Raw genomic sequence first — 24,767 nt, 5'->3', positions numbered from 1 at the left:
GAGCCGGGGCCCGCCGCACGCGGTCACACATCCAGGTTCAGATCCGGGATCAGGTCGTCCAGATCCGGGATCAGGCCCAGGTCCAGGTCAAGGTCCGGAATCGAGTCCGCGTCCGCGTCCGCGTTCGAGTTCGCGTCCGAGTCCGAGTCCGAGTCCGCTGAGCACGTCACGTCGGCGTGCGTGGGGCTGAAGAGACCGCTGGGGTTCGTCTTGTAGATCCAGGCACGCAGGGTGTAGCTGGAGCCCACCTCGGGCAGCTCCACCGGCTGCTGGAACGTCTGACCGAACATCGCCGGAGCGGCGGCACCCGACTCCGCCTTCACGACCCACTCCACCCCGATGAGCCTGCGCCCGTACGGGCCGTCCTCGTAGAGGAGCGCCGCTGGCTTCTCCGCGTCGGTCTGCCCGACGTTCGCCTGGTTGACGTAGCGGTAGCCCGTGCCGGGCGCGCAGGCCGTGGGGGCGAAGCCGTCGGCGACGGCGTACGGCTCGTAGGCGTACGCGCCGGTGGCCCCGTACGTGTGGGACAGCTCCGTCCAGACGGACGGGTCCAGGTCGTCTGCCTGCGCGGGCACGGCGGTCAGTGAGAAGGCCGCTGCCGCCGCGACGGTGAGCACTGCCTTCAGGGGCCGAGAGGCCATGGTCGTTCTCCTTGAGGCGCTTGAGGCGGGAGGGGCGCGCGGGTGAGGCGCCGTCCGTCGGAGGAGCGGGCCTCCCGCCCCAGCAGCATGTCCCCGCGTCGAACGAGTGCGCCATGTGACATCCGCCGATCGGATGAGCACGCAACGTAACGGGCCCGGCCTGTGGACAACTCCGACGCTGTCGGTCCCGGCCCCTATCGTGGAGGCAGTGGTCGAAGGACGACGTACGGGGGACGGGACTATGGGCGGGATGGGCGGTATCAGCGAGATGCCAGGGATCACCGGGACACCGGGCGCGAGCGACAGCGAGGCACTGGCCACGCTGCACCGGGTCTTCGGATACGACGCCTTCCGCGGCGAGCAGGAAGAGATCATCGAGCATGTGGTGGCCGGCGGGGACGCCGTCGTCCTCATGCCGACCGGCGGCGGCAAGTCGCTGTGCTACCAGATCCCCTCCCTGGTCAGACCAGGCACGGGCGTCGTCGTCTCACCGCTCATCGCGCTCATGCAGGACCAGGTGGACGCGCTCAGAGCGCTCGGCGTGCGCGCCGGGTTCATGAACTCCACGCAGGACTTCGACGAGCGCCGCGTGGTGGAGGCCGAGTTCCTCGCCGGAGAGCTGGACCTGCTCTACCTCGCCCCGGAGCGGCTGCGCCTCGACACCACGCAGGACCTCCTCTCCCGGGGCAAGATCTCCGTCTTCGCCATCGACGAGGCGCACTGCGTCTCCCAGTGGGGCCACGACTTCCGCCCCGACTACCTGACACTGGCGGTCCTCGGCCGGCGCTGGCCCGACGTCCCCCGGATCGCGCTCACCGCGACGGCCACCCGCGCCACGCACGAGGAGATCACCCAGCGGCTGGACATGCCGACGGCCCGGCACTTCGTGGCGAGCTTCGACCGGCCCAACATCCAGTACCGGATCGTGCCCAAGGCCGACCCCAAGAAGCAGCTCCTGGCCTTCCTGCGCGAGGAGCACCCGGGAGACGCGGGCATCGTGTACTGCCTCTCCCGCAAGTCGGTGGAGGCCACCGCAGAGTTCCTCTCCCGCAACGGCATCGAGGCGGTCCCGTACCACGCCGGCCTCGACGCGGGCACCCGCGCCGCCCACCAGTCCCGCTTCCTGCGCGAGGACGGCCTGGTCGTGGTGGCGACCATCGCCTTCGGCATGGGCATCGACAAGCCGGACGTCCGCTTCGTGGCCCATCTCGACCTGCCCAAGTCGGTCGAGGGCTACTACCAGGAGACGGGCCGCGCCGGACGGGACGGACTGGCGTCCACGGCCTGGATGGCCTACGGCCTCAACGACGTCATCCAGCAACGCAAGATGATCCAGTCGAGCGAGGGCGACGAGGCGTTCCGGCGCCGGGCCGCCGCCCACCTGGACTCGATGCTCGCGCTGTGCGAGACCGCGCAGTGCCGGCGCGGGCAGCTCCTGAACTACTTCGGTCAGGAACCGGCGTCGACGGGCTGCGGCAACTGCGACACCTGCCTCACACCGCCCGAGACCTGGGACGGCACGGTGGCCGCCCAGAAGGTGCTGTCGACGATCGTGCGGCTCCAGCGGGAGCGGGGGCAGAAGTTCGGGGCGGTGCAGATCGTGGACATCCTGCTCGGCAGGCGCACCGCCAAGGTCATCCAGTTCGACCACGACCAGCTCTCCGTGTTCGGCATCGGCGAGGAGCTCTCCGAGGGCGAATGGCGAGGTGTCGTACGGCAGTTGCTCGCCCAGGGGCTGCTCGCGGTCGAGGGGGACTACGGCACGCTGGTGCTGACCGAGGCCAGCGGGGCGGTGCTGCGGCGGGAGCGGGAGGTGCCGCTGCGCAAGGAACCGGAGAAGCCTGTGACCGCCAAGTCGGGCTCCTCGTCCGGGCGGGGCAAGGCCAAGGCCGCGGTGGCCGAGCTGCCCGAGACGCTGGTGCCGGCGTTCGAGGCCCTGCGGGCCTGGCGCGCCGAGCAGGCCCGCGAACAGGGCGTCCCGGCGTACGTCATCTTCCACGACGCCACGCTCAGGGAGATCGTGACGGCCTGGCCGACCTCGGTGCAGCAGCTCGGCGGGGTCAGCGGAGTCGGCGAGAAGAAGCTGGTGACCTACGGGGAGGGCGTGATCGGAGTGCTGGCCGGTCTCGCGGACGGCGGGCCGGCCGCGCAGACACCCGACCGCACCGATGACACGGCCCCCGAGGCCGACCACTGGCCGGAGATGGACGCGGACCCGGAGCCCGAGGACGACTGGATATAACCGCCACCGGCCCCCGGGCGGCGAGGTGAGGTGCAGCGCCGCACCCCACCCACCCCGTGTCACAGGGCCCGCGCCGCGTACGCCCTCACGTCCGCGTCCGAGTCCGTCGTCGCCGTGGCCAGGGCCGCGCGGGCGTCCTCGGCGGCCGAGTGCCGGGTCAGGGCCAGGACGGCCGCCTTGCGGACATCGGCGTTCGGGTCGGCGAGGGCCTTGGCGAGGGCGGGCACGGCCAGGTCCGGGTCGGCGGCGGACAGCGCCTTCGCGGCACCCGACCGGACCTGCCAGGCGGCGGCCGACAGGGCGGCGACCGCGCGGGCGGCGAGAGGCGCGGGGCAGCCGGTGGTGCCGAGAGCTCCGTAGGCCGCTCCCCGCACCAGGGCGTCGGGGTCCTCGGTGAGACGGGCCAGGGCGTCGAGGACGGCGTTCGGCGGGCGTTCCGCCGACACCGTCGCCAGCGCCTTCGCGATCGTCACGCGGACCTCGCGGGAGGGGTCGGTGGTGGCCGCGCGGGCGAGCTCCTCGGCGGCGTCCACCGAGACGAGGGCGCGGACCGCCTCGACGCGGACGGCGATGTCCGCATCGGTGAGGGCCCCGGCGAAGAGATCCGTGTCGCCGAGGCGCAGGGCGCGCAGCACGTCCAGCGCGGCGGCGCGGACGACGGGGTCCGCCTCGGACAGGGCGGCGGCGAGGCCGTCGCGCAGCGCGGGTTCGGCGGGCAGCGTCTCCACCAGCTCGCGCAGTGAGGCGGCCGCGGCGGCGCGGACCTCGGGGGCGGGGTCCCGGAGCGCCTCGGCGAGGGCGGGGCCGGTGCCCTGGGGCAGGGTCTCGGTCAGCACGGCCACGGCCTCGCGCCGGACGCCGGGCGCGGCGTCGGTCAAGTAGGGCCGCAGGGCGTCGAGTCCGGGCTCGCCCTCGGCGAGGGAGACGAGTTCGAGGAGACGGGCGGAGGAGTTCTGGGGGGTGGGGGTGGGGTGGGGAGGGGGGAGGGGCCCCCTCCCCGAGCCCGAAGCCAACGCCCCGTTCTCCCCGGCAACCCCCACCCCGGCCCCCGCCCCGATCTCCCCAACAGCCCCCGTCCCCGCCCCCGCCACCGGCGCCCGGTCCCGTGCCCCCGCTGTGGCCACCTCCTCCGGATGCACCTCGCCGAGGTGCCGGGAGGGGCCGCCGACGGGGGTGAACTCGTCGATCGGGACCAGGTAGGGGGCCACGGGCCGGGCCGTGAACTCCATCGCGCCGGAGGGGGACTTGTGCAGGTCGAGGTGGTGGAACCAGGAGACGTCGTCACGCTGGGGGTGGTCGAGGCGGTCGTGGTAGAGGCCCCAGCGGGACTCGGTGCGGGCCAGGGAGGCGCGCGCGGCCATCTCCGCGCAGTCGCGGATGAAGGAGACCTCGGCGCAGCGCATCAGTTCGTGCGGGGTGCGGGCGCCCATCGCGGCGATGTCGTCCCGCATCCGCTCGAAGGACTCCAGGGCCAGCGAGAGCCGGGCGCCGGACTTCGGCGGGGCCACGTAGTCGTTCACGAAGCGGCGCAGTTTGTACTCGACCTGGGGCTGCGGCGGGCCGTCCGGGTTGCGCAGCGGGCGGTAGATCAGTTCGTGCGCCTCGCGGACCTGGTCGAGCGGCAACTCCCCTTCGTAGGGCGTGTACTGGGAGGCGTCCGCGCCCGCGAGGTCGCCGAAGACGAACGCTCCGATCATGTAGTTGTGCGGGACGCAGGCCAGGTCGCCGGCGGCGTAGAGGCGGGGGACGGTCGTGCGGGCGTGGTCGTCGACGCGGACGCCGGAGGCGGAGTGGCCGCCGCACAGGCCGATCTCGGAGATGTGCATCTCGATGTCGTGGGTGCGGTAGTCGTGCCCGCGGTTCTCGTGGAAGGTCCCGCGGGTGGGGCGTTCCGTGGAGTGCAGGATCGATTCCAGGGACGAGATCGACTCCTCGGGCAGGTGGCTGAGTTTCAGGTACACCGGGCCCCGGTCGGAGGCGACCTCGGCCGCGAACTCGGCCATCATCTGGCCGGACCAGTAGTCGGAGTCGACGAAGCGTTCACCGTGCCGGTTGACCTGGTAACCGCCGAAGGGGTTGGCGACGTAGGCGCAGGCCGGGCCGTTGTAGTCCTTGATGAGCGGGTTGATCTGGAAGCACTCGATGCCGGTCAGCTCGGCGCCCGCGTGGTAGGCCATGGCGTAGCCGTCGCCGGCGTTGGTCGGGTTCTCGTAGGTGCCGTACAGGTAGCCGGAGGCGGGCAGGCCCAGGCGGCCGCAGGCGCCGGTCGCGAGGATGACCGCGCCCGCGCGGACGGTGACGAACCCGCCCGTGCGCGTGTTGAAGCCGACCGCGCCGACGGCGCGCCCCTCGGCGGTCAGCACCCGCACCGGCATCACCCGGTTCTCGATGCGGATCCTCTCGCGCATCTCGCGCCGCCGCAGCTGCCGGTAGAGGACCTTCTTGACGTCCTTGCCCTCCGGCATCGGCAGCACGTACGAGCCGGAGCGGTGGACCTGGCGGACCGCGTAGTCGCCGTGCTCGTCCTTCTCGAACTTCACGCCGTACGACTCCAGGCGCTGCACCATGCCGAAGCCGCGGGTGGCGGTCTGGCGGACGGTGGACTGGTCGACGATGCCGTCGTTGGCGCGGGTGATCTCGGCGACGTAGTCGTCGGGTTCGGCGCGGCCGGGGACGACCGCGTTGTTGACGCCGTCCATGCCCATGGCGAGGGCGCCGGAGTGCCGGACGTGCGCCTTCTCCAGCAGGAGGACGTTCGCACCGCGCTCGGCGGCGGTGAGGGCCGCCATGGTGCCGGCGGTGCCGCCGCCGACGACGAGGACGTCGCAGGTGATCTCCTCGGCGTCGGTCGGGGCGGGGATCTCGAGCGGCGGGTTCAAGGGAGGAGTTGTCACCGGGGGCCTTTCAGGTACCGAACGAGGTTCCGAGCGAGGAGAGGACGTCGCGCCGCAGCGCCACGCGCGCGTGCTGGTCGTGCGCCGACCGGTCGCGCGGGCGCGGCACCTCGCGTACGGCGGTCAGGCGGCCGTCTCCGAGGAGCGCCACGCGGTCGCCGAGGAACAGGGCCTCGTCCACGTCGTGGGTGACGAAGACGACGGTCGCGCCCGTGCCGCGCAACACCTCCACCAGGAGGTCCTGCATGCCGGCGCGGGTCTGGGCGTCGAGGGCGCCGAAGGGTTCGTCCATGAGGACCGCGCGGGGCGCTCCCGCGAGGGCGCGGGCCAGTTGGGCGCGCTGGCGCTGCCCGCCGGAGACCCGGTGCGGCAACTGCCGGGACTGGTCGGCGAGTCCGACTCGCTCCAGCCAGGACTCGGCCTGTGCGCGGCGCTCGGTGCGCGGCACGCCCTTGACGGCCAGCGGGAGTTCGACGTTGGCGCGCAGGGTGCGCCAGGGCAGGAGGGCGTCCTCCTGGAAGACCAGAGCGCGGTCGGCCGAGGGGCCGGTCAGGGCGCGGGCGTCCTGGGTGACCTGGCCGGAGAGGGGAGCGAGGAGGCCGGCCAGGGTGCGCAGCAGGGTCGATTTGCCGCAGCCGGAGGGTCCGACGACGGTGAGGATCTCACCGGGTGCCACATCGAGTTCCCGCACGTCGAGGACGGGTGCTCCGGGCCGGCCCAGGGCGGTGCCGCGCAGGGCCAGCGCCGCACCGGTGCCGGAGCCGGCCCGCAGGTCAGACGAGCTGGTCATGGGGGATGCCCTCCTTGGGCCGGACACCGACCGGCACGCCGGTCCGGGTGCCGCGTGCCCGCCGCGGGGTGCGGCGGCCGGCGTAGGACGTCCTCGGCAGCCACCGGGTCAGGCGGCGGCCGAGCAGCTCCACGGCGGTGGAGGTGAGCCAGCCGAGGACGCCGATGGTGACCATGCCGACGAAGACGCCCGCGTAGTCGACGACGGTGTAGTCCTGCCAGGTGCGGTAGCCCACGCCGTACTGGCCGGAGATCATCTCGGCGGAGATGACACAGATCCACGAGACGCCGATGCCGACGGACAGGCCGCCGAAGATGCCGGGCAGGGCGCCCGGCAGGACGACCGAGGTGATGATCCGCCACCGGCCGGCGCCCATGGTCAGCACCGCCTCCTCCCACACGGGGGCCAGCGCGCGGACCGCGTGCCGGGTGGAGACCAGGACGGGGAAGAAGGCGGCGGTGCAGGTGATGAAGACGATGCCCTGCTCGTTGGAGGGGAACAGCAGGATCGCGACGGGGACCAGGGCGATCGCCGGTATCGGGCGGACGACCTCCAGGACGGGGCCGAGGATGTCCTCGGCGAGCGGGGAGCGCGCGACGAGCACGCCGGTCGCGACGCCCAGCACCGCGGCGAGCAGGAACCCGGTGAGGATGCGGGTGAGGCTGGCGGTGAGGTCCGTCCAGTAGTCGGGGCCGGTGAGGCGGTCGGCGAAGGCGCCCGCCACATCGGTGACCGTGGGGAACTGCGAGAAGCGCAGCCACAGGTCGATGTCCCGGCTGGTCAGCAGTTGCCACACGGTGAGGGCGACCGCCAGGGAGGCCGCCCTGAGCGCGTACCGGCCGGCTTTCGGCAGGGGCCGGCTCATGACGCCCGCTCCAGTGCGTCGGCGTACGTGACGACCCGGGCGCCGGCGTGCGCGGAGATGTACGCCCGGGCGGTCTGCGGGGCGACGAAGGGCAGGAGCCGGTCGCCGTCGGCCACCCAGACCGCCCTGTCGGCGAACCAGAGGGTGCCGGTGGTGGCGTCGGGCACGTAGGCGGCGCGGATGCCGTCCTGGTGTGCGGAGACGTACGTCAGCAGCTCGTCGGGCGTCTTGAAGGTCCGGGTTGCGGAGGCGCCCTTGGGCCAGACCTCGCTCGCGGTGGCGGGAGGAGCAGCGGCGAGGCGCTTGGCGTACCCGGACCCGAGGGCTTTCTTGACGTACTGGTCGTCGACGAAGGAGTCCACGTCGATGTCGCCGGTCAGCCCGGCCGCCTTCAGCACCGAGACGTCCTGTTTCAGCGCGGAGACCAACTGCGGCTTGACCGACGGGTCGAAGGTGGCGATGCCGTGGGCGCCGTTGTAGAGGTAGACGACCTCGGCGGGCAGACCGGTGGCCTTCGCGACCGACTCGGCGGCGGCGACCGGGTGGGCGTCGAGGTAGTCGGTGGCCCGGGCCTGCGCCTTGAGGAACGCCTCCAGGACCGCGGGGCGTTTCTCGGCGAAGTCCTCGCGGGCGGTGACGCCGTGGAAGGTGGGCAGGTTCAGCTCGGCACCGTCGTACAGGGCCTTCGCCTTGCCCTGGTAGGCGAGCAGTCCGGGCCAGGCGACGAACTGGGAGAGCGCGTCCGCGCTGCCCGCCGACAGGGCCGAAGCGCCCACGGCGGGCTGCTGGTTGAGTTTCTCGATGCCCTTGGCGGGGTCGATGCCGGCCCGCTGGAGGGCGCGTACGAGGGTGCCGTCGGCGGCGGAGCCGACGCTGGTGGAGACCTTCTTGCCGCGCAGGTCGGCGAGTGCGGCCAGCTGGGAGTCGGGGGTGGTGACGATGGTGTTGAGGCCGCCGCGGAGGTTGTAGCCGGTGACCGAGACCAGGTGGGTGGGCTTGCCGAGCTGCTTGCCGCGGGCCGCGTTGATGAGGAGCGGGAAGTCTCCCATCGAACCGATGTCGATCTTCCCCGCGGTCATCTGGGCGGTGATCGGGGCGCCGGTGGCGTAGTCCTGCCAGTCGACTTTGTAGGTGCGGCCGTCGTGCAGGGAGTTGAGCTGCTTCTCGAAGTAGCCGAGGGAGCGCAGCAGGGTGCCGGCGGTGACCGTGTTGATGGTCCTGGACTGGTAGCCGACGGTGACGGTGACCGTCGAACCGTCGCCCGCCTCGGCGCTGCCGCAGGCGGTCAGCGGCGCCAACAGCAGCAGGGCGGCGACAACTGGTTTGTTTTTCATGGCAGTTCGGGACCTCTCACCGGAGCAGATAGGGCATGTTGACCGTGACGGCTCCGGTGGGACAGCGGGCCGCGCACGGGCCGCAGTACCAGCACTCGTCGACGTGCATGTAGGCCTTGCCGCTGCTGGTGTCGATGGCCAGGGAGTCCAGCGGGCACATGTCCACGCAGAGCGTGCAGCCGTCGATGCACTTCGACTCGTCGATGGTCACGGGCACGTCGGCCCGCTGGGGCACCAAGGGCATGGCTGTCTCCGGGAATGTGCGAGCAGGGGCTTCTACAGGGAGCGGTGCAGCAGACCGCTCATGGTGATGCGGTCGCCGCGGAAGCGGATGAACTCCAGGTCCACCGGGCGGCCGTCGGCGAGGTGCGTGAGGCGTTCCAGCATGAGGACGGCCGCACCGCGCGGGGCCTCCAGTACGGCGGCGGAGTGGGCGTCCGCGTTCACCGCCTCCAGGGTGATCTCGGCGTGGCCGAGGCCCTGGCCGGTGGTCGTCTCCAGCAGGCGGAAGACGTCGGTGTTCTCCAGGTCGGCGCCGAGCAGGGCGGACCCGAGGTCGAGCGGGAGGTAGGTGAGGTCGAGGGAGAGGGGCAGGCCGTTGAGGCGGCGCAGACGTTCGATGCAGAGGACGTCGGTGCCGGGCTCGACCTGGAGCCGCCGGGCCACCGGGTGCGGGGCAGGGGCGGGTCCCATGGTGCGGACTTCGTTGGTGACCGTGCCGTGTTCGCGCAGGGTTTCCGCGAGACCCATCAGACGGTCCAGGCCGTGGGGGTACTTGTGGCCGACGACCACGGTGCCGACGCCGGGGAGGCGTTCGACCAGACCTTCCGCGCGGAGCAGGTCCAGGGCTTGGCGGACCGTGTTGCGGGAGGCGCGGTAGTCGGCGGCGAGGGTCGTCTCGTGGGGGAGGGCGCCGTTCTCGAAGCCGCCGGTGAGGATCTGGTGGCGCAGGAGGTCGGCGAGCTGGCGTGCCTGGTCCGCGCGCAGCCGGCGCCTGGCGCGGGCGGCGACGGTGGTCGCGCCCTGCCCGGCGTGGTCCCGGATGCGGTCGGTGGCTGGCATGGCTGGAACCATACCGAGGAGATAGGAAAACCTGTGTTGCCGATGTGTTGCGCCACCTGACGGACCGACGGATCAGGTGCTGACCTGCGGTTTCACGTGCTGTTGGGTGACATGTGCCACCTGGAGGGCTAGCAGGCGCGTGGGTGCGCCCACCTAGGGGCGCGGGAAATGCGCGACAAGCCCCCCACCGGCCCGCACCCGGAAACCGACCGCCTCACGCCAGCGCCGACAATCCCGGCCCGAACACGATCAGCAGCGGCAGCAACGGCACCAGCGCGGCCGTCGCGGACGTCAGCGCCCGCTGCCTGCGCAGCAGCCGCGGCGGCGGTTCCAGCAACCGGTCCACCCGCTCGCCCAGCAACCGGTGGCTGGACGCGCACGACAGCACTCCGCGGTGCTGGTTCAGCTCGATCAGAGCCAGGGCCGTGGTCAGGTGGCCGCACCGCCGTGACGCGGTGTCGTCCGCCGCCAGTTCCACCAACCGGTGCGTCTGGTCGCAGAAGTGGGCGAACAGCGGCACCCGCGGGAACCCCGTGGCCAGCGCGGTCGAGAGGTGGAGCAGCCAGTCGTGGCGGGCCCGGGCGTGGCCGCGCTCGTGGGTGAGGACCGCGTCGAGCTGGTGATCGGTCAGCCGGTGCAGGGCGCCGGTCGTCACGATGAGCTGCGGCGGGCTCCCCGGCATCCACCACGCGTCCGGGTACTCGTCCTCCAGCACCAGCAGCGGGCCGCGCGTCGCCGTCCCCAGGCCGGCCGGCAGATCCGGCGCGCGCTCCCGCAGATGCTCACGGGCCAGGCCCCGGCGCCGGCGGGCCTCGACCAGTTCGCGCGCCAGCATCGCCGTGGTCCACGCGGCCCCGGCCGCCAGCAGCAGGGTCGAGGCGACCGCCCAGGCCGGCGCGGCCGACAGGTCGTACGCCGCGGTCACCGCGGGCGGCGCCGGGGCGAACACGTGGTCGCGGACCGTGTGGAAGACGGCCGCCGCGCCCAGCACCAGAGCGGTCAGACAGCACAGCAGCACCGTGGCGACCAGGCACTGCCACACCCACAGGCCGACCACCGGTTCCCGTTCGGGCCACGCGGCCCGGGTGAGCGCGCGCGGCACCGGCACGGCGGCCGCCACGGCGACGGTGCTCAGCAGGAGCAGGCAGAGTGTCATGCCACGGGCTCCGGATCCTGATCGGAGACAGGGGAGGTGGGGCTGTGCGGTGAGCGCTGCGGGGCGGTCGGCACGTCGTCCCACGCGTACCGCCCGCCGCCAGTATGCCGTGACCGGAGCCGCCGTGGCAGGACTCGAAGGGCTCCGGTTGCCTCACACCTCGCCGGGCACCACCCGTCCCACCACATCGCCCAGGCCCACCCGGACCCCGTCCGGGCCGGGAGCCCACGCCGACAGCGTCACCACGTCCCCGTCCTCCAGGAACGTCCGCTTCCCGTCGGGGAGTTCCAGCGGGTCCCGCCCGTTCCAGGTCAGCTCCAGCAGCGACCCGCGTTCACCGGCGGAGGGGCCGCTCACCGTGCCGGAGCCGTACAGGTCGCCCGTCCTGAGCGAGGCGCCGTTGACCGTCATGTGCGCCAACTGCTGGGCGGCCGTCCAGTACATGGTGGAGAAGGGCGGCTCGGACACCACGTGGCCGTTGATCGCGACGGAGATCCGCAGGTCGTAGCCGCCCGGCTCGACGGCGGGGGCGGTGTCGTCCAGGTACGGCAGCAGCTCGTGCGTCCGCGAGGGCGGCGCCACCCGGGCCTCCTCCAGGGCGTCCAGCGGGGTGATCCACGCCGACACCGAGGTGGCGAAGGACTTGCCGAGGAACGGGCCGAGGGGGACGTACTCCCAGGCCTGGATGTCCCGCGCCGACCAGTCGTTGAGCAGGCACAGCCCGAAGACGTGCTCGCGGAAGTCGCCGAGCGGCACCGGCCTGCCGAGCGCGGACGGCGTGCCGACCACGAAGCCGACCTCCGCCTCGATGTCGAGCCGCACCGACGGCCCGAACACGGGAGCCGCGTCGGCGGGGGCCTTGCGCTGCCCCGACGGCCGTACGACGTCCGTGCCCGAGACCACCACGGTGCCCGCGCGGCCGTGGTAACCGATCGGCAGGTGCTTCCAGTTGGGGGTCAGGGAGTCCGCCGCGTCCGGGCGGAAGATCTGGCCGACGTTACGCGCGTGGTTCTCCGAGGCGTAGAAGTCGACGTAGTCCGCGACCTCGAAGGGGAGGTGCAGGTCGACCGAGGACAGCGGGTGGAAGAAGCCCGCGATCGCCTCCTGGTGCGCCGGCACCGTCACCCAGGCGGTCAGCGCCCGCCGCACGTCCGACCAGGCCGTGCGGCCGGCGGCGAGGAGCGCGTCCAGGGAGGGCCGGGCGAGCAGGGAGGCGTAGGGGGAGCCGAGGGCGGCGGCGGCCGCGCCCGCGTCGAGGACGTGGTCGCCGAGCCGGACGCCGACGGTCCGGTCGGACGAGCCGGAGGCCGAGAAGACGCCGTACGGAAGGTTGTGCGGGCCGAAGGGGTCGCCCTCGGGCAGGTCGAAGGGGACTTCGAAGGGGGGCATGGGGTGCTGCCTCACTCTCGCGCATGCCGCGGACCGGCTGGTCGCGGCACACGTTGCGGTCCGGTGGTCGCGCCCACGTTACGGCCGGGACGCCGGTCACGGGAGTGCCCAAAGAGAGAGCAGTGTGGCTAAAGAGTTAGCAATGTCCGGTTAAGGGACGGTCGGAGGCTTCCATTCCGGCTTAGCGTCCTTTGCGAGCACGGAGGGGCACGGACGGGCACGGACCGGATGGGTGGGACCGCGTCCGGGGGCCGGCGTCCGTGGGGGGACGCGTGGGGGGACCGTGGCCAGAAGCGCGAGCAGTGTGCCGTTGGAGGCCGACCGTGAGGTCCCGGCCCTGATCGTCAAGTTCGGCGACTACCCGCTGCACCACGGCGGAGTCGGCGCGATCCGCAGTCTGGGCCGCCTCGGCGTCCCCATGTACGCCATCACCGAGGACCGCTGCACACCCGCGGCCGCCTCCCGGTACCTCACCCGCGCGTTCGTCTGGCCGACGACCGGCACCGAGGACCCGCGCCACCTGGTCGAGGGACTGATCCGGATCGGGCGCCGCATCGGCCGCCCCGCCGTCCTGGTGCCGACCGACGAGGAGGCGGCGGTCCTGATCGCCGAGCACCAGAACGACCTCTTCGGCCGGTTCCTCTTCCCGCGCGTGGAGCCCGCTCTCACCCGCCGGCTGGCCAGCAAACAGGGCCTGCACGAACTGTGCGCGGAACACGGGATCGCCAGCCCGCAGGCCGCCTTCCCGCAGTCGTACGACGACATCGTGGCCTTCGCCGAGAAGGCCCGCTTCCCGGTGGTGGCCAAGAACCGCGAGGCGTTCGTACGGCGCCGGCGGCCCGCGGTGGGCGGCACCACCCGCATCGCCACCCGTGAGGGGCTGCTCGCCCTCGCCCGTGACTGGGGCGAGCGGCCCGGGGTGATCCTCCAGGAGTACCTGCCGCGCGAGGAGGCCGAGGACTGGATCGTGCACGCCTACTTCGACGGCAACTCCGCGCCGCTGGCCCTGTTCACCGGCGTCAAGGTGCGCTCCTGGCCGCCGCACGCGGGCATGACCGCCCACGCGTACGTCGTGGACAACCCGGAACTCGCGGACCTCGCCGCACGATTCGTCAAACAGATCGGCTACACCGGCATCATCGACCTCGACCTGCGCTTCGACCGGCGCGACGGCCAGTACAAGCTGCTCGACTTCAACCCCCGCATGGGCGCCCAGTTCCGGCTCTTCGAGAGCGAGTCGGGGGTGGACGTCGTACGCGCCATGCACCTGGACCTGACCGGGCGGGCCGTCCCGGAGGGGGAGCAGCGGACCGGTCGCCGCTATGTCGTGGAGAACATCGACCTGCCCGCGCTGCTCGCCTACCGCCGCAGCGGCTATACGACCCCGCACGCGCCGGCGCGGCCCAGCGGGACCGAGCTGGCCTGGTTCGCGGGTGACGACCCGCTGCCGTTCCTCACCATGCTCGGCCGGTTCGTGCGGCCCGGCGCCAAGCACCTCTACCAGCTGTGGCGGACCAACCGGCGCGGCGGAAAGACCAGTTGAACAGCGGCACCACCACGAAGTGACGAAGTGACGTCCTGGGGAGGGACTTCGTGATCCAACCGGTAGCAGTCATCGGCGCCGGGCCCTTCGGCCTGTCGACCGCGGCCCATCTGCGGGCCCGCGGCATCCCCGTGCGCGTCTTCGGCGACCCCATGGTGAGCTGGCGCGACCACATGCCCGCGGGCATGCTCCTCAAGTCGACCCCGGCCGCCTCCAGCCTGGACGCGCCCCAGCCCGGGCACACCCTCGGCGACTACTGCGACGCGGCGGGCATCCGCCGGCTGGTGACGGACGAGGACATCGTCCCCGTCGAGACGTTCATCGCCTACGGCCGGTGGTTCCAGCAGAAGCTGGTGCCCGAGCTGGAACAGGTGCGGGTCGTGTCCGTGGACCGCAGCGAGCGGGGCGGCTTCCAGCTCAAGCTGGACTCGGGGGAGTCGTTCACCGCACGGGCGGTGGTCGTGGCCACCGGTCTGTCGGGGCTGTCCCACCTGCCCCGGGCGCTGGCCGCCGCCCTGCCCGACGGACCGGCGCCCACCGGTCCGGTCTCCCACAGCTCCCAGCACCATGACCTCGGGCGTTACTCCGGCAAGGAGCTGATCGTCGTCGGGGCCGGCCAGTCCGCGCTGGAGACGGCGGTCCTCGCGGCGGAGGCGGGCGCCCGGGTCCGGGTGGTCGCCCGGGGGCGCGGCCGCGTGGCCTTCGGCGCACCGCCGTGGCAGCAGCCGAGGCTGCGCCCCGAGTCGCCCTTCGGCCGGGCCTGGTCCCTGTGGGCCCTGACCTACTACCCGCACCCCTACCGCCGGCTCCCGGCGGGCGCCCGCCACTACCTGGTCCGACGGGTCCTCGGCCCGCTCGGCGCGTGGTGGCTGCGCGACCGCTTCGAGGGCAGGGTGCAGGTCACCGAGGTGGACCGGATCCTCAAGGCGGACACGGTCGACGGCCGTCCCGCGCTGGAGGTCCTCTCCCACACCAAGGCGCTGGACCGCCTGTCCGCCGACCACGTCATCGCGGCCACCGGGTACCGCGTCGACCTCGCCGCGATGGACTTCCTCGGCCACGAACTGCGCACCGCCCTGGCGGTCAGCCGCGGCACGCCCAGGCTCGGCGCCGGGTACGTCTCCTCCGTCCCGGGCCTGTACTTCACCGGCCTGCCGGCGGCGGCGTCCTACGGCCCGGTCATGCGCTTCGTCTGCGGCACGGAGTACGCCTCCCCGAGGCTCGCCCGCCACCTGGCGGCGGCGCACGGCTGAGGCGGGCGGGGCCTGTGCCGGGGCTGTGCGGTGTCCGGGGGGTCGGCCGGGTACACCTCGCGGCCCGGAAGGGGGTGCCACGGGGCGTCGTGAGAGGGCTGCGGGTCGGTGGGGGGCTATCGCGCAGTTCCCCGCGCCCCTGAGGAGTCCAGTCAGCCGCGTACGAAAGTGACAGCCTCCCGGGGCCTCTTTCCCCACAAAGCCCGGCAGTCCTTTATCGCCGGTATCCCCCCAAGACCCGCAACCCCGGCAGCGCCCTGTCCTCGAAGTCGAACAGCGCCAGGTTCTCCCACGCATTGCCCGAGGCGGGGTCCGTCGGGTCCCAGCCGCTGCCTGTGCGGTAGGTCCACAGGCCCTCCCAGTAGCAGTAGCCGAGGCCCCGCCCGTCGGGGACGCCCGCGGCGAGGTCGGCCACCGTGCGCAGCCACGCGGCCTGGCCCGCGGGCGTGGCGGGGAAACCGTCGGTGAGCTGCGAAGGGCTGTTCATGATGTCGTTGACGTCGTCCTCGCTTTCCAGCGTGAACGGATAGGCCGTCTCGGCGATCACGCACGGCTTGCCGTAACGCGCCGTGATGTCGGCCATGTTGGCCGCCGCGTCCGCGATCGGCCCGTGCCAGAACGGGTAGTACGACAGCCCGATGATGTCGAAGTCGACGCCGTACGACAGCACGTTGTCGAACCACCAGCGGTACAGCCCGTTGTCGCCGCCGTTCGCCAGGTGCAGGATCGTGCGGACGCGAGGCGTGGTGTCGCGGGCCGCGCTCAGACCGGCCTTGAGGAAGGCCGTCATGTTGTCGAAGTGCTCCCAGTTGCCCTCGGGCCAGATCAGGCCGCCGTTCAACTCGTTGCCGATCTGCACCAGTTGAGCCGGGGTGCCCTGCCGCTTCAGCGCACCGAGGACGTCGGCCGTGTGGTCGTACACCGCCCTGGCCAGCCCCGCCACGTCCAGGCCCGCCCACCCGGCCGGCTTGGTCTGGTGCGCCGGGTCGGCCCAGCTGTCGGAGTAGTGGAAGTCGATCCAGATGCCGACCCCGGCCCGCTCGAGGCGGCGGGCGAGCGGCAGGATGCGCGCCTTGGTGTTGTAGCCGTCGGCCGGGTCCACCCACACCTTCAGGCGGGCGTGGGTGACACCGGCCCGCGCGATCAGCTGGACCGGGTCCGCTCGGTGGCCGTCGGCGGTCCGGTACACCGCGCCGTGGTCCTCGTTCTTCGGCAGCGAGGAGATGTCCACGCCCCGGATCTCCAGACGCCCCCGCCGGCTGGCGGACGGTGCGGCGACCGCCGGTGCCGCCCCCAGTACGGGAACGGCCAGCGCGGCGGCTCCGGCGGCGGCGAGAACACTGCGTCTGCGCATGTCAGGGGGTCCTTTCGCGGACGGTCACGGGGATACCGGCGGTGCGCCTGCCCGACCGGCCGGAGCAGGGCAGGGGCAGCGCCGAGGCGCGGGGTGAGGGAAGCCCGCGAAACGCCGGACGATCCCAGAAAACCCTCATTTTCTGTGATCGTGCACAGCTTCCCTCACCCCTGTCATCAGGGAGCAACAAGTAGGTAACCCCACGCCCCCGCCATTGACAAGGGCCCGAAACAATTCTCTACTGTGCACGATCACAGAGCCGCGCGGCCCTCGCGCACAGCCTCTCGGTCACGTCCGCAGAACCTCCCCCCACGGCGGTTGCCGCGCACGCGGGACGTCTCGAGACCGGCTGGTTCCAAGTCAGGGGAGTGAAGATGTCGATCAACCGCCGCCAGATCAGCAGGCGCAGCATCCTTGCCGGGGCCGCAGCCCTCGGCCTCACCAGCACCCTCGCCGCCTGCGGCGGTTCCGACGACAAGGACTCCGGCGAGAGCAGCGGGCCCGTCAAGCTGACCTACTGGTCGTGGGCGCCGAACATGGAGAAGGTCGCCGCGATCTGGAACAAGAAGAACCCGGACATCACCGTCACCGTCTCCAAGCAGGCCAGCGGCCAGGAGATCCTCTCCAAGCTGATCACCGCGAAGAAGGCCGGCAACGCCCCCGACCTGATCCAGGTCGAGTACCAGTCGCTGCCCACCCTGGTCTCCAACGACGTCCTGGCCGACATCTCCCAGTACGCCGGTGACACCAAGTCCCAGTTCGCCGAAGGCCTGTGGGGCATGGTCACCCTCGGCACGGACGCGCTCTACGCGATCCCGCAGGACTCCGGGCCGCTGATGTTCTACTACCGCGAGGACCTCTTCAAGAAGCACGGGCTGACCGTCCCGAAGACCTGGACGGAGTTCGCCGAGACCGCCCGCGCCGCGAAGAAGGCCGTGCCGGACGCCTACCTGACGACCTTCTCCGCCAACGACCCCGGTCTGTTCGCGGGCCTCTCCCAGCAGGCCGGCGGCAAGTGGTGGACCGTCGACTCCGGCGGCAAGTGGACCGTCGGCATCGACGACGCGGCCACGAAGCAGGTCGCCCAGTTCTGGGGCGGACTGGTCCAGGAGGGCGTCATCGACAACCAGCCGATGTACACCCCGGCCTGGAACAACGCCCTCAACAAGGGCACCCACCTGGCCTGGGTCTCCGCGGTGTGGGCGCCCGGTGTGCTGGTCTCCTCCGCGCCCGACACCAAGGACAAGTGGCGCATGGCCCCGCTGCCGCAGTGGAAGTCCGGCGACAACGTCACCGGCAGCTGGGGCGGCTCCTCCACCGGCGTCTCCACCGACTCGAAGCACGCCGAGGCCGCCGCCAAGTTCGCCACCTGGCTGAACACCGACCCGGAGGCGCTGGCCGCCCTGGTCAAGGAGGTCGCGATCTACCCCGCCGCCACGAAGGGCCAGTCCGGAGACGTCCTGACCACACCGGAGTTCTTCTCGAACCAGGCGGACTTCTACACCACCGCCGGCGAGATCGCCGCCAGCACGGCCGCCGCGGCCTGGGGTCCCAACGTCAACACGGCCTACACCACCTTCCAGGACGCCTTCGGCAAGGCGGCCAAGGCGAAGAAGGAGACCCAGTTCGACTCCGCCCTCGCCACCGTGCAGTCGAAGACCTTCGCCGACATGAAGAAGCAGGGCTTCGAGGTGACCGAGGCATGACCAGCGCTCCGCTCAAGGGCGCCGACCTCACCGAGGCCGGCCCCTTGGCGGACGGCACCGGCACCGCCGCCCAGTCCGTCCGCCCCAGCCGCCCCCGCCGACGTGGCCGCAGCGCACCGTACTGGTTCCTGGTGCCCACCCTGACCCTCTTCGCCGCCTTCACCGTCGTCCCCATCGGGTACGCGATCTGGCTGAGCCTGCACAAGGTGCAGGTCAAGGGCATCGGCCTCGGCAAGGGGGCCCGGCAGCAGGTCTGGAACGGCATCGGCAACTACACCGACGTCCTGAAGGACTCCGAGTTCGGCCACAGCGTCCTGCGCGCCTTCGGCTACGGCCTCATCGTCATCCCGACCATGCTGGGCCTCGCGCTGCTGTTCGCGCTGATGCTGGACACCCCCAAGGCCCGCAGCGCACCCTTCGCCCGGCTGATGATCTTCCTGCCGTACGCGGTGCCGGGCATCATCGCCGCCCTGATGTGGGGCTTCCTGTACCTGCCGGACGTCAGCCCCTTCTACTACCTGCTGGACAGGTTCGGCCTCCCGCAGCCCGACCTGTTCGACGGCGGCAACCTCTACCTCTCCTTCGCGAACATCGCGGTCTGGGGCGGCACCGGCTTCAACATGATCGTCATCTACACCGCCCTGAGGGCCATCCCGCCGGACATCTACGAGGCGGCCCGGCTCGACGGCGCGTCCGACCTGGGCATCGCCCTGCGGATCAAGATCCCGATCGTGATGCCCTCCCTGGTGCTCACCTTCTTCTTCTCGGTGATCGCCACCCTCCAGGTCTTCACCGAGCCGATGGCGCTCAAGCCCCTCACCAACGGCCTGCCCAGCTCGTGGAGCCCCCTGATGGCCATCTACGACAAGGCATTCCTCCAGTCCGACGTCTACGGCGCCTCCGCCACCGCGGTCGTCCTGGCCCTGGCCACGTTCGTCCTCTCCTTCACCCTGCTGCGCATCTCCGACCGCTACACCCGGGAGGACCGGGCATGACCCCCCTCACCCTCACCGCCGGCCCCAAGAGCGGCCGCCGCACCGCGTGGGTGCCCACGATCGTGCTGATCCTCGGCGCGCTGTACTGCCTGATCCCCATCGCCTGGGTGGTCGTCGCGGCGACCAAGGACCGGTCGGAGCTCTTCTCCACCTTCACCTTCGCGCCCGGCACCGGCTTCCTCCAGAACCTGAGCGACCTGACCGCCTACCGGGACGGCATCTTCTGGCGGTGGATGGCCAACTCCGCCTTCTACGCCGGTCTCGGCGCGCTGCTCTCCGCCGCGGTCTCCGCCGCCGGCGGCTACGCGCTCGGCCGGTACGCCTTCCGAGGCCGTGAGGCGATCTTCAAGATGATCCTGGCCGGCGTCCTGGTCCCGTCGATCGTGCTGGCCGTACCGCAGTACCTGCTGCTGTCGAAGCTCGGCATGGCCGACTCGTACTGGTCGATGCTGCTGCCGTCGATCCTGTCGCCCTACGGCGTCTACCTGGTCCGCATCTACGCGGCCGCGTCGGTGCCCGCCGAGCTCATGGAGGCCGCCCGCATGGACGGCGCGAGCGAGTGGCGGATCTTCTCGCGGATCGCCGTACCGATGATGATGCCTGGCCTGATCACGGTGTTCCTCTTCCAGTTCGTCGGCATCTGGAACAACTTCCTGCTGCCCTTCGTCATGCTCGCCGACGACGAGAAGTTCCCGATCACCCTCGGCCTGTACACCCTGCTCGCCCAGGGCGCCTCGCAGCCCGCGCTCTACACCCTGGTCATCACCGGATGCCTGCTCGCGATCCTTCCGCTGATCGGGCTCTTCCTGGTGATCCAGCGGTTCTGGTCGCTGGACCTGATGAGCGGCTCGGTCAAGGCCTGAGGCCCGGGCTCCCCCGCACGAACGTCTCCGAACGAGGAACATGACCACCAGCGCGAACGGACGCCGCAAGCCACCGACCATCCACGACGTGGCCCGGGAGGCGGGCGTCTCGCGGGGCACCGTCTCCCGCTTCCTGAACGGCGGCCACTACGTCTCGCCCGCCGCCCGGCGGTCGGTCGAGACCGCCATCAGGAAGACCGGTTACGTGGTCAACCGGCACGCCCGCAGCCTCAGCACGGGCCGCTCGGACTCGGTGGCGTTCCTGCTGACCGAACCGCAGGAGAAGTTCTTCGAGGACCCCAACTTCAACGTCCTGCTGCGCGGTTGCACCGAGCGGCTCGCCCAGCACGACATCCCGCTGCTGCTGATGCTCGCCGAGAGCGACGACGACCGGCGCCGGCTGACCCGGTACATCACCTCGGGTCACGTCGACGGTGTGCTGCTGCTGTCCAACCACAGCGGCGACCCGGTCGCGGCCGAACTGCACGACGCCGGGATCCCGTTGGTGGTCTGCGGCAAGCCGATCGGGCGGGGCACCAAGGTGAGTTACGTGGCCGCGGCCGACCGGGAGGGCGCACAGGACATGGTCCGCCACCTCCTCGCGGGTGGCCGGCGCCGCGTCGGCATGGTCACCGGGCCGCTGGACATGCCGGGCGGCCCCGACCGGCTGGCCGGCTACCGGGACGTGCTCGCGGAGGCGGGCCTGCCCTACGACCCGGAGCTCGTCGTCGAGGGCGACTTCCGGCGCAGCGGTGGCGAACGGGCCGCCCGCCGCCTGCTCGCCCAGGCCCCGGACATGGACGCGGTGTTCGTCGCCTCCGACCTCATGGCCCTGGGCGTCGTGGGCGTCCTCCAGCAGGCCGGGCGTTCGGTCCCGGAGGACATCGCTGTCGGCGGCTTCGACGACTCACCGGCGGCCACCGCGATCGCCCCGGCCCTGACCACCATGCGCCAGCCCTTCGACCGCATCAGCGCCGAGATGGTCCGCATGCTCCTCGCCCAGATCGCCGGCGAGGACACGGCCGGGGTGATCCTCCCGACCGAACTGGTGGTGCGGGACTCGGCGTAGCCCGTCGGCGGCGCGGAAAGCCCGCGCCCGACGGGGTCCGCCGGCCTTCGCCGGGCCCTGCCGCCGAGGCCCCGGAAGCGGAACTGCCGTCAACGGATGTGAAAGCAGGAGCCGTCCGGTTCGCGTCGAGTCGGAGGGGCCAACCATCCGTATTCTCTGATCATGGCCGCCTCCCCCGCATATTCACTCATCGCCACCGACCTGGACGGCACGCTGCTGCGCGCCGACGACACCCTCTCCGACCGGTCGTTGGCCGTGCTCGCGCGGGTGGCCGCGGGGGGAGCCCGGCATCTCGTCGTGACGGGACGGCCGGCGCCCAGAGTGCGCCCGCTGCTCGACGACCTCGGCAGCACGGGGCTCGCGGTGTGCGGACAGGGCGCGCAGGTGTACGACGCCGGCGCGGACCGTCTGCTCTGGTCGGTGAACCTGGACCGGGAACTGGCCGAGACCGCGCTCGGCAAGATCGAGGCGGAGGTCGGGCAGGTGTACGCGGCCGTGGACCAGGACGGGGTCGACGGGCTCACGCTCATCGAGCCGGGCTATCTGATGCCCCATCCGACCCTGCCCGCCGTGCGGGTCGGCCGACGCGACGACCTGTGGTGCGAGCCGATCAGCAAGGTGCTGCTGCGCCACCCGTACCTGTCCGACGACGAGTTGGCGGGCACCGCGCGCTCGGTGGTGGGTTCGCTGGCGACGGTCACCATGTCGGGGCCCGGGACCGTCGAACTCCAGCCATGCGGCGTCACCAAGGCGACGGGCCTCGCACTCGCCGCCGAACACCTGGGACTGGGACCCGAGGTGACGATCGCCTTCGGGGACATGCCCAACGACATCCCCATGTTCGACTGGGCGGCCCGCGGGGTGGCGATGGCCAACGCCCACCCCGAACTCAAGGCCGTGGCCGACGAGGTGACCCTGTCGAACGAGGACGACGGCATCGCCGTCGTCCTCGAACGACTCTTCCCGCGGGCGTAGTCCCTAGTACGCGCCGAACACGTTGTCGATGGATCCGTACCGCTGGGCCGCGTAGTTGCAGGCCGCGGTGATGTTCGCCACCGGGTCGTACGGGTCCCACGAGGTGTTGGCCACGTGGTACGCGGCGAAGGTCGGGTCGATCACCTGGAGCAGGCCCTTGGAGGGCGTGCCGGCGGCCGCGTTGGAGTCCCAGAGGTTGATGGCGTAGGGGTTGCCGGAGGACTCACGGATGACGTTGCGGTAGATGCCGTCGTAGGAGCCGGGGATGCCGTGCTCCGCCATGACGGCGAGGGAGGCCCGGATCCAGCCGTCGAGGGTGTTGGGGTAGCCCAGCGTGGTCGCGGTCTGCTGGGGCGGGGTGGCCGCGGAGGCGCTGGTCGCGCCGATGAGCGGCAGGGCCAGGACGGCGACTCCGGTCCCGGCGACGGCGAGCTTGCGGGCGAGACGGCTGGTGCGGGGACGGCGGTGCTGAGCGGCAGCGGGCATGGCGAAGTTCCTCTCCGTCGCCTGCGAGGTGAGCTGTCGGGTTCGGGCGGGAGATGCCCGGACACACCTACGAAAGGCGTGACTTCACCCCGAGCCGTACCGGTATGTCCGAAGACGACCGTTCCGGCGACTTACCTGGTTCCCCCGCTCCTGCCATGGTTCTCGGTGGGTGTACGGGCGGTGGCAGGATTCGGCGTCCGTCCGACAGGCCGGGAACGTATGCGAGAGCACATGTCCGGAACAAGTGGCGAATTCACATGGGGTGCCTGTTGACCTTGGTGAGGGAGATTTGAGGCACTTGATCCTTTGCGTTCGCCAAGTCTCAACTCGCGCACGGTAGAAGGCGGATCGCAGGATTCCGGATGTCCGCCGACCCGCCTGCCCGAGTGGGCCAAGTCACAGCCGAACGCAAGAGGTGTAAAACGGTCAAGAAGCACCAACTCATGTGCAACCGGCTGCCCGTGGGATGCGCTTCTCCCACGCCCACCGGAAGACCACCTAGCCGCACCGGAGGTGGCGAAGTCCGCCCCCTCACCTGGTCGCGGGTCTGACGGTCGAGCCGGGCGAGCGGCGCCGCCGCCCCCGCGTGCATGTCCGGAGGGAGCCGGGGCCGCCGGACATGCCGACCCGGCCGTCGCACCAGGGCCGGCGCTGCCGGTCGCAGGGTGCCGTCCGGCCGGGCAGGTATTCGAGGATCGCGGGTACCGGTTCCGTGGTGAGCGGCCCGCATCGGCGGGTCCTGTCGGTCTCAGGGCACCGGTTTCACGACGAAGGCGGCTACTTACCTACAAATAGATTGATAGCCGTTCTTTTCAGGTGATCAAAAACATACCGGTCGTGATCCGATAGCGCCTGGCATGGACGGGGCGGGCGCTATCGGTGATCCAAAGGTGACCGGATACGCTGACTTGAGTGATGGCAGCGACCTATCGACATTTCGCGTAACCGCCAGTAGACACCAGCAGACAGGAGACCCCTCGTGACCGTCGTCGGGCCGTTCGGGCTGAGCGTGCGGGACCAGGCTCTGGAAGCCGATGTCCAGGCCGGATTGGCGGCTGTCGAGGAGGGACTGCTCGAGGCCACCAAGAGCGAGGTCCCCTTCATCACGGAGGCCGCCCAGCACCTGGTGCGCGCGGGCGGAAAGCGCTTCCGGCCGCTGCTCGTGATGCTCGCCGCCCAGTTCGGGGACCCCTACGCCCCGGGCGTGGTGCCGTCGGCCGTGGTGGTGGAGCTGACCCACCTCGCCACGCTGTACCACGACGACGTCATGGACGAGGCCGAGGTCCGGCGGGGCGTCGACAGCGCCAACACCCGCTGGGGCAACTCGGTGGCCGTGCTGACCGGCGACTTCCTGTTCGCCCGCGCCTCGCACATCCTGGCCGACCTCGGACCGGAGGCGGTCCGGGTGCAGTCGGAGGCGTTCGAGCGCCTGGTCACCGGCCAGATCCTGGAGACGGCCGGACCGCAGGACGGCCGGGACCCGGTCGAGCACTACCTGGACGTGCTCGGCGGCAAGACGGGCTCGCTCGTCGCGGTCTCGTGCCGCTTCGGCGCGATGATGTCGGGCGCCGACGAGACGGTCGTGGACGTCCTGACCCAGTACGGCGAGCGCCTCGGCGTCGCCTTCCAGCTGGCCGACGACGTCCTCGACATCGCCTCCGACTCCCACGAGTCCGGCAAGACACCGGGCACGGACCTGCGCGAGGGCATCCCGACCATGCCGGTCCTGCGACTGCGGGAGCGCGCCGCCCGGCTCGGCCTGGCCGACGACATCGCCCTGTGCGAGCTGCTCGACTCCGACCTCTCGGACGACACCCGGCACGCGAGGGCACTGGCGGCCCTGCGCACCCACCCCGCGCTGGAGCAGGCCCGCCGGGACACCGTGCGCTACGCGGAGGACGCGCGCGCGGCCCTGGCCCCGCTGCGGGAGTGCGACGCGAAGGCGGCGCTGATGGAGCTGTGCGACGCGGTGGTCCACCGCGCCGGGTAGTGACATCCGTCACCGGCATCGCCGGGACGGGCCATGGGGACGCACCTTCAGCCGCGTACGGCGGCGAGGGGACGGGGTGGGGGGTGTCCGCCCGCAGCGGCCGGCGTCCGTCACCGAGCCCTGCTCAAGAGACCGAGCCGCCGGACCGAGGACGGACACC

The 24,767-nt window shown here is 71.7% G+C and carries 20 protein-coding genes and 1 riboswitch; of the genes, 9 read left to right on the top strand and 11 right to left on the bottom strand.

What is annotated here, in order from left to right; translation table 11 throughout:
- Positions 1 to 23 precede the first annotated feature (23 nt).
- On the bottom strand, positions 24 to 641 hold the full coding sequence (locus tag ACIQJT_RS39535) for a hypothetical protein (RefSeq protein ID WP_402650354.1): 618 nt from the start codon (positions 639 to 641) through the stop codon (positions 24 to 26).
- Between the two features lie 241 nt (positions 642 to 882).
- Between ACIQJT_RS39535 and recQ the strand changes: the two genes are divergently transcribed.
- Positions 883 to 2,883: a DNA helicase RecQ gene (gene recQ, locus ACIQJT_RS39530; protein WP_402650383.1), complete on the top strand. Its 2,001-nt coding sequence runs from the start codon at positions 883 to 885 to the stop codon at positions 2,881 to 2,883.
- A gap of 59 nt (positions 2,884 to 2,942) precedes the next feature.
- Here the strand turns inward: recQ and ACIQJT_RS39525 are convergent, their stop codons facing one another.
- The 8 genes from ACIQJT_RS39525 to fahA all read right to left on the bottom strand — a co-directional run bounded on the left by ACIQJT_RS39525 (position 2,943) and on the right by fahA (position 12,373).
- The gene (locus tag ACIQJT_RS39525; RefSeq protein WP_402650353.1) at positions 2,943 to 5,777 is read right to left on the bottom strand and encodes a fumarate reductase/succinate dehydrogenase flavoprotein subunit; all 2,835 of its coding nucleotides are present in this window, start codon (positions 5,775 to 5,777) and stop codon (positions 2,943 to 2,945) included.
- A 10-nt stretch (positions 5,778 to 5,787) separates the two neighbouring features.
- Positions 5,788 to 6,567 carry an ABC transporter ATP-binding protein gene (locus ACIQJT_RS39520; RefSeq protein WP_402650352.1) on the bottom strand — a complete coding sequence of 260 codons (780 nt, stop codon included), beginning with the start codon at positions 6,565 to 6,567 and terminating at the stop codon, positions 5,788 to 5,790.
- Positions 6,551 to 7,432, bottom strand: coding sequence for an ABC transporter permease (locus ACIQJT_RS39515; RefSeq protein ID WP_402650351.1), 882 nt, complete (start codon positions 7,430 to 7,432; stop codon positions 6,551 to 6,553). Before ACIQJT_RS39515 ends, ACIQJT_RS39520 begins: the two co-directional genes overlap by 17 nt.
- On the bottom strand, positions 7,429 to 8,766 hold the full coding sequence (locus tag ACIQJT_RS39510) for an ABC transporter substrate-binding protein (RefSeq protein WP_402650350.1): 1,338 nt from the start codon (positions 8,764 to 8,766) through the stop codon (positions 7,429 to 7,431). Before ACIQJT_RS39510 ends, ACIQJT_RS39515 begins: the two co-directional genes overlap by 4 nt.
- A gap of 16 nt (positions 8,767 to 8,782) precedes the next feature.
- Positions 8,783 to 9,010: a ferredoxin family protein gene (locus tag ACIQJT_RS39505; protein WP_053852588.1), complete on the bottom strand. Its 228-nt coding sequence runs from the start codon at positions 9,008 to 9,010 to the stop codon at positions 8,783 to 8,785.
- A gap of 32 nt (positions 9,011 to 9,042) precedes the next feature.
- Entirely contained in the window at positions 9,043 to 9,828 is a 786-nt protein-coding gene (locus tag ACIQJT_RS39500) for a GntR family transcriptional regulator (protein WP_365462076.1), read from the bottom strand.
- A gap of 214 nt (positions 9,829 to 10,042) precedes the next feature.
- Positions 10,043 to 10,984, bottom strand: a complete 942-nt coding sequence (locus ACIQJT_RS39495; RefSeq protein ID WP_365462078.1) for a M56 family metallopeptidase — start codon at positions 10,982 to 10,984, stop codon at positions 10,043 to 10,045.
- Between the two features lie 153 nt (positions 10,985 to 11,137).
- Complete coding sequence (gene fahA, locus ACIQJT_RS39490) at positions 11,138 to 12,373, bottom strand: fumarylacetoacetase (protein WP_402650349.1); 1,236 nt, start codon at positions 12,371 to 12,373, stop codon at positions 11,138 to 11,140.
- Between the two features lie 304 nt (positions 12,374 to 12,677).
- On the opposite strand from fahA, the gene ACIQJT_RS39485 reads away from it, so the two are divergent.
- Together ACIQJT_RS39485 and ACIQJT_RS39480 are read left to right on the top strand one after the other, a co-directional pair.
- Positions 12,678 to 13,916, top strand: a complete 1,239-nt coding sequence (locus ACIQJT_RS39485) for an ATP-grasp domain-containing protein (RefSeq protein WP_365462174.1) — start codon at positions 12,678 to 12,680, stop codon at positions 13,914 to 13,916.
- A 50-nt stretch (positions 13,917 to 13,966) separates the two neighbouring features.
- Positions 13,967 to 15,169: an NAD(P)-binding domain-containing protein gene (locus ACIQJT_RS39480; protein WP_402650348.1), complete on the top strand. Its 1,203-nt coding sequence runs from the start codon at positions 13,967 to 13,969 to the stop codon at positions 15,167 to 15,169.
- A 214-nt stretch (positions 15,170 to 15,383) separates the two neighbouring features.
- On the opposite strand, the gene ACIQJT_RS39475 is transcribed toward ACIQJT_RS39480, so the two are convergent.
- Positions 15,384 to 16,523 (bottom strand): arabinogalactan endo-beta-1,4-galactanase, encoded by a 1,140-nt coding sequence (locus tag ACIQJT_RS39475; RefSeq protein WP_402650347.1) that lies wholly within the window; start codon positions 16,521 to 16,523, stop codon positions 15,384 to 15,386.
- A 374-nt stretch (positions 16,524 to 16,897) separates the two neighbouring features.
- On the opposite strand from ACIQJT_RS39475, the gene ACIQJT_RS39470 reads away from it, so the two are divergent.
- The 5 genes from ACIQJT_RS39470 (at position 16,898) to ACIQJT_RS39450 (ending at position 22,131) form a co-directional block, all read left to right on the top strand.
- Positions 16,898 to 18,229 carry an ABC transporter substrate-binding protein gene (locus ACIQJT_RS39470; protein ID WP_402650346.1) on the top strand — a complete coding sequence of 444 codons (1,332 nt, stop codon included), beginning with the start codon at positions 16,898 to 16,900 and terminating at the stop codon, positions 18,227 to 18,229.
- Positions 18,226 to 19,224: a sugar ABC transporter permease gene (locus tag ACIQJT_RS39465; protein WP_365462088.1), complete on the top strand. Its 999-nt coding sequence runs from the start codon at positions 18,226 to 18,228 to the stop codon at positions 19,222 to 19,224. Before ACIQJT_RS39470 ends, ACIQJT_RS39465 begins: the two co-directional genes overlap by 4 nt.
- The gene (locus tag ACIQJT_RS39460; protein WP_365462090.1) at positions 19,221 to 20,087 is read left to right on the top strand and encodes a carbohydrate ABC transporter permease; all 867 of its coding nucleotides are present in this window, start codon (positions 19,221 to 19,223) and stop codon (positions 20,085 to 20,087) included. The genes ACIQJT_RS39465 and ACIQJT_RS39460 overlap by 4 nt, the downstream gene beginning before the upstream one ends.
- Before the next feature lie 40 nt (positions 20,088 to 20,127).
- Positions 20,128 to 21,156 (top strand): LacI family DNA-binding transcriptional regulator, encoded by a 1,029-nt coding sequence (locus tag ACIQJT_RS39455; protein ID WP_402650345.1) that lies wholly within the window; start codon positions 20,128 to 20,130, stop codon positions 21,154 to 21,156.
- A 162-nt stretch (positions 21,157 to 21,318) separates the two neighbouring features.
- Positions 21,319 to 22,131 carry an HAD family hydrolase gene (locus ACIQJT_RS39450; protein ID WP_402650344.1) on the top strand — a complete coding sequence of 271 codons (813 nt, stop codon included), beginning with the start codon at positions 21,319 to 21,321 and terminating at the stop codon, positions 22,129 to 22,131.
- Between the two features lie 3 nt (positions 22,132 to 22,134).
- Here ACIQJT_RS39450 and ACIQJT_RS39445 read toward each other — a convergent pair whose 3' ends face one another.
- The gene (locus tag ACIQJT_RS39445; protein WP_402650343.1) at positions 22,135 to 22,617 is read right to left on the bottom strand and encodes a transglycosylase SLT domain-containing protein; all 483 of its coding nucleotides are present in this window, start codon (positions 22,615 to 22,617) and stop codon (positions 22,135 to 22,137) included.
- 5 nt (positions 22,618 to 22,622) lie between these two features.
- Positions 22,623 to 22,823: riboswitch (cyclic di-AMP (ydaO/yuaA leader) on the bottom strand.
- A 773-nt stretch (positions 22,824 to 23,596) separates the two neighbouring features.
- Between ACIQJT_RS39445 and ACIQJT_RS39440 the strand changes: the two genes are divergently transcribed.
- Positions 23,597 to 24,607, top strand: coding sequence for a polyprenyl synthetase family protein (locus ACIQJT_RS39440; RefSeq protein ID WP_365462098.1), 1,011 nt, complete (start codon positions 23,597 to 23,599; stop codon positions 24,605 to 24,607).
- Positions 24,608 to 24,767: the final 160 nt, after the last annotated feature.

The organism is Streptomyces sp. NPDC091972 (assembly GCF_044756385.1).
In the GTDB taxonomy this organism is placed as follows: Bacteria; Actinomycetota; Actinomycetes; order Streptomycetales; family Streptomycetaceae; genus Streptomyces.
Note: the sequence above shows the minus strand (reverse complement) of the source record. Positions and strands in the feature narration are given on the sequence as shown.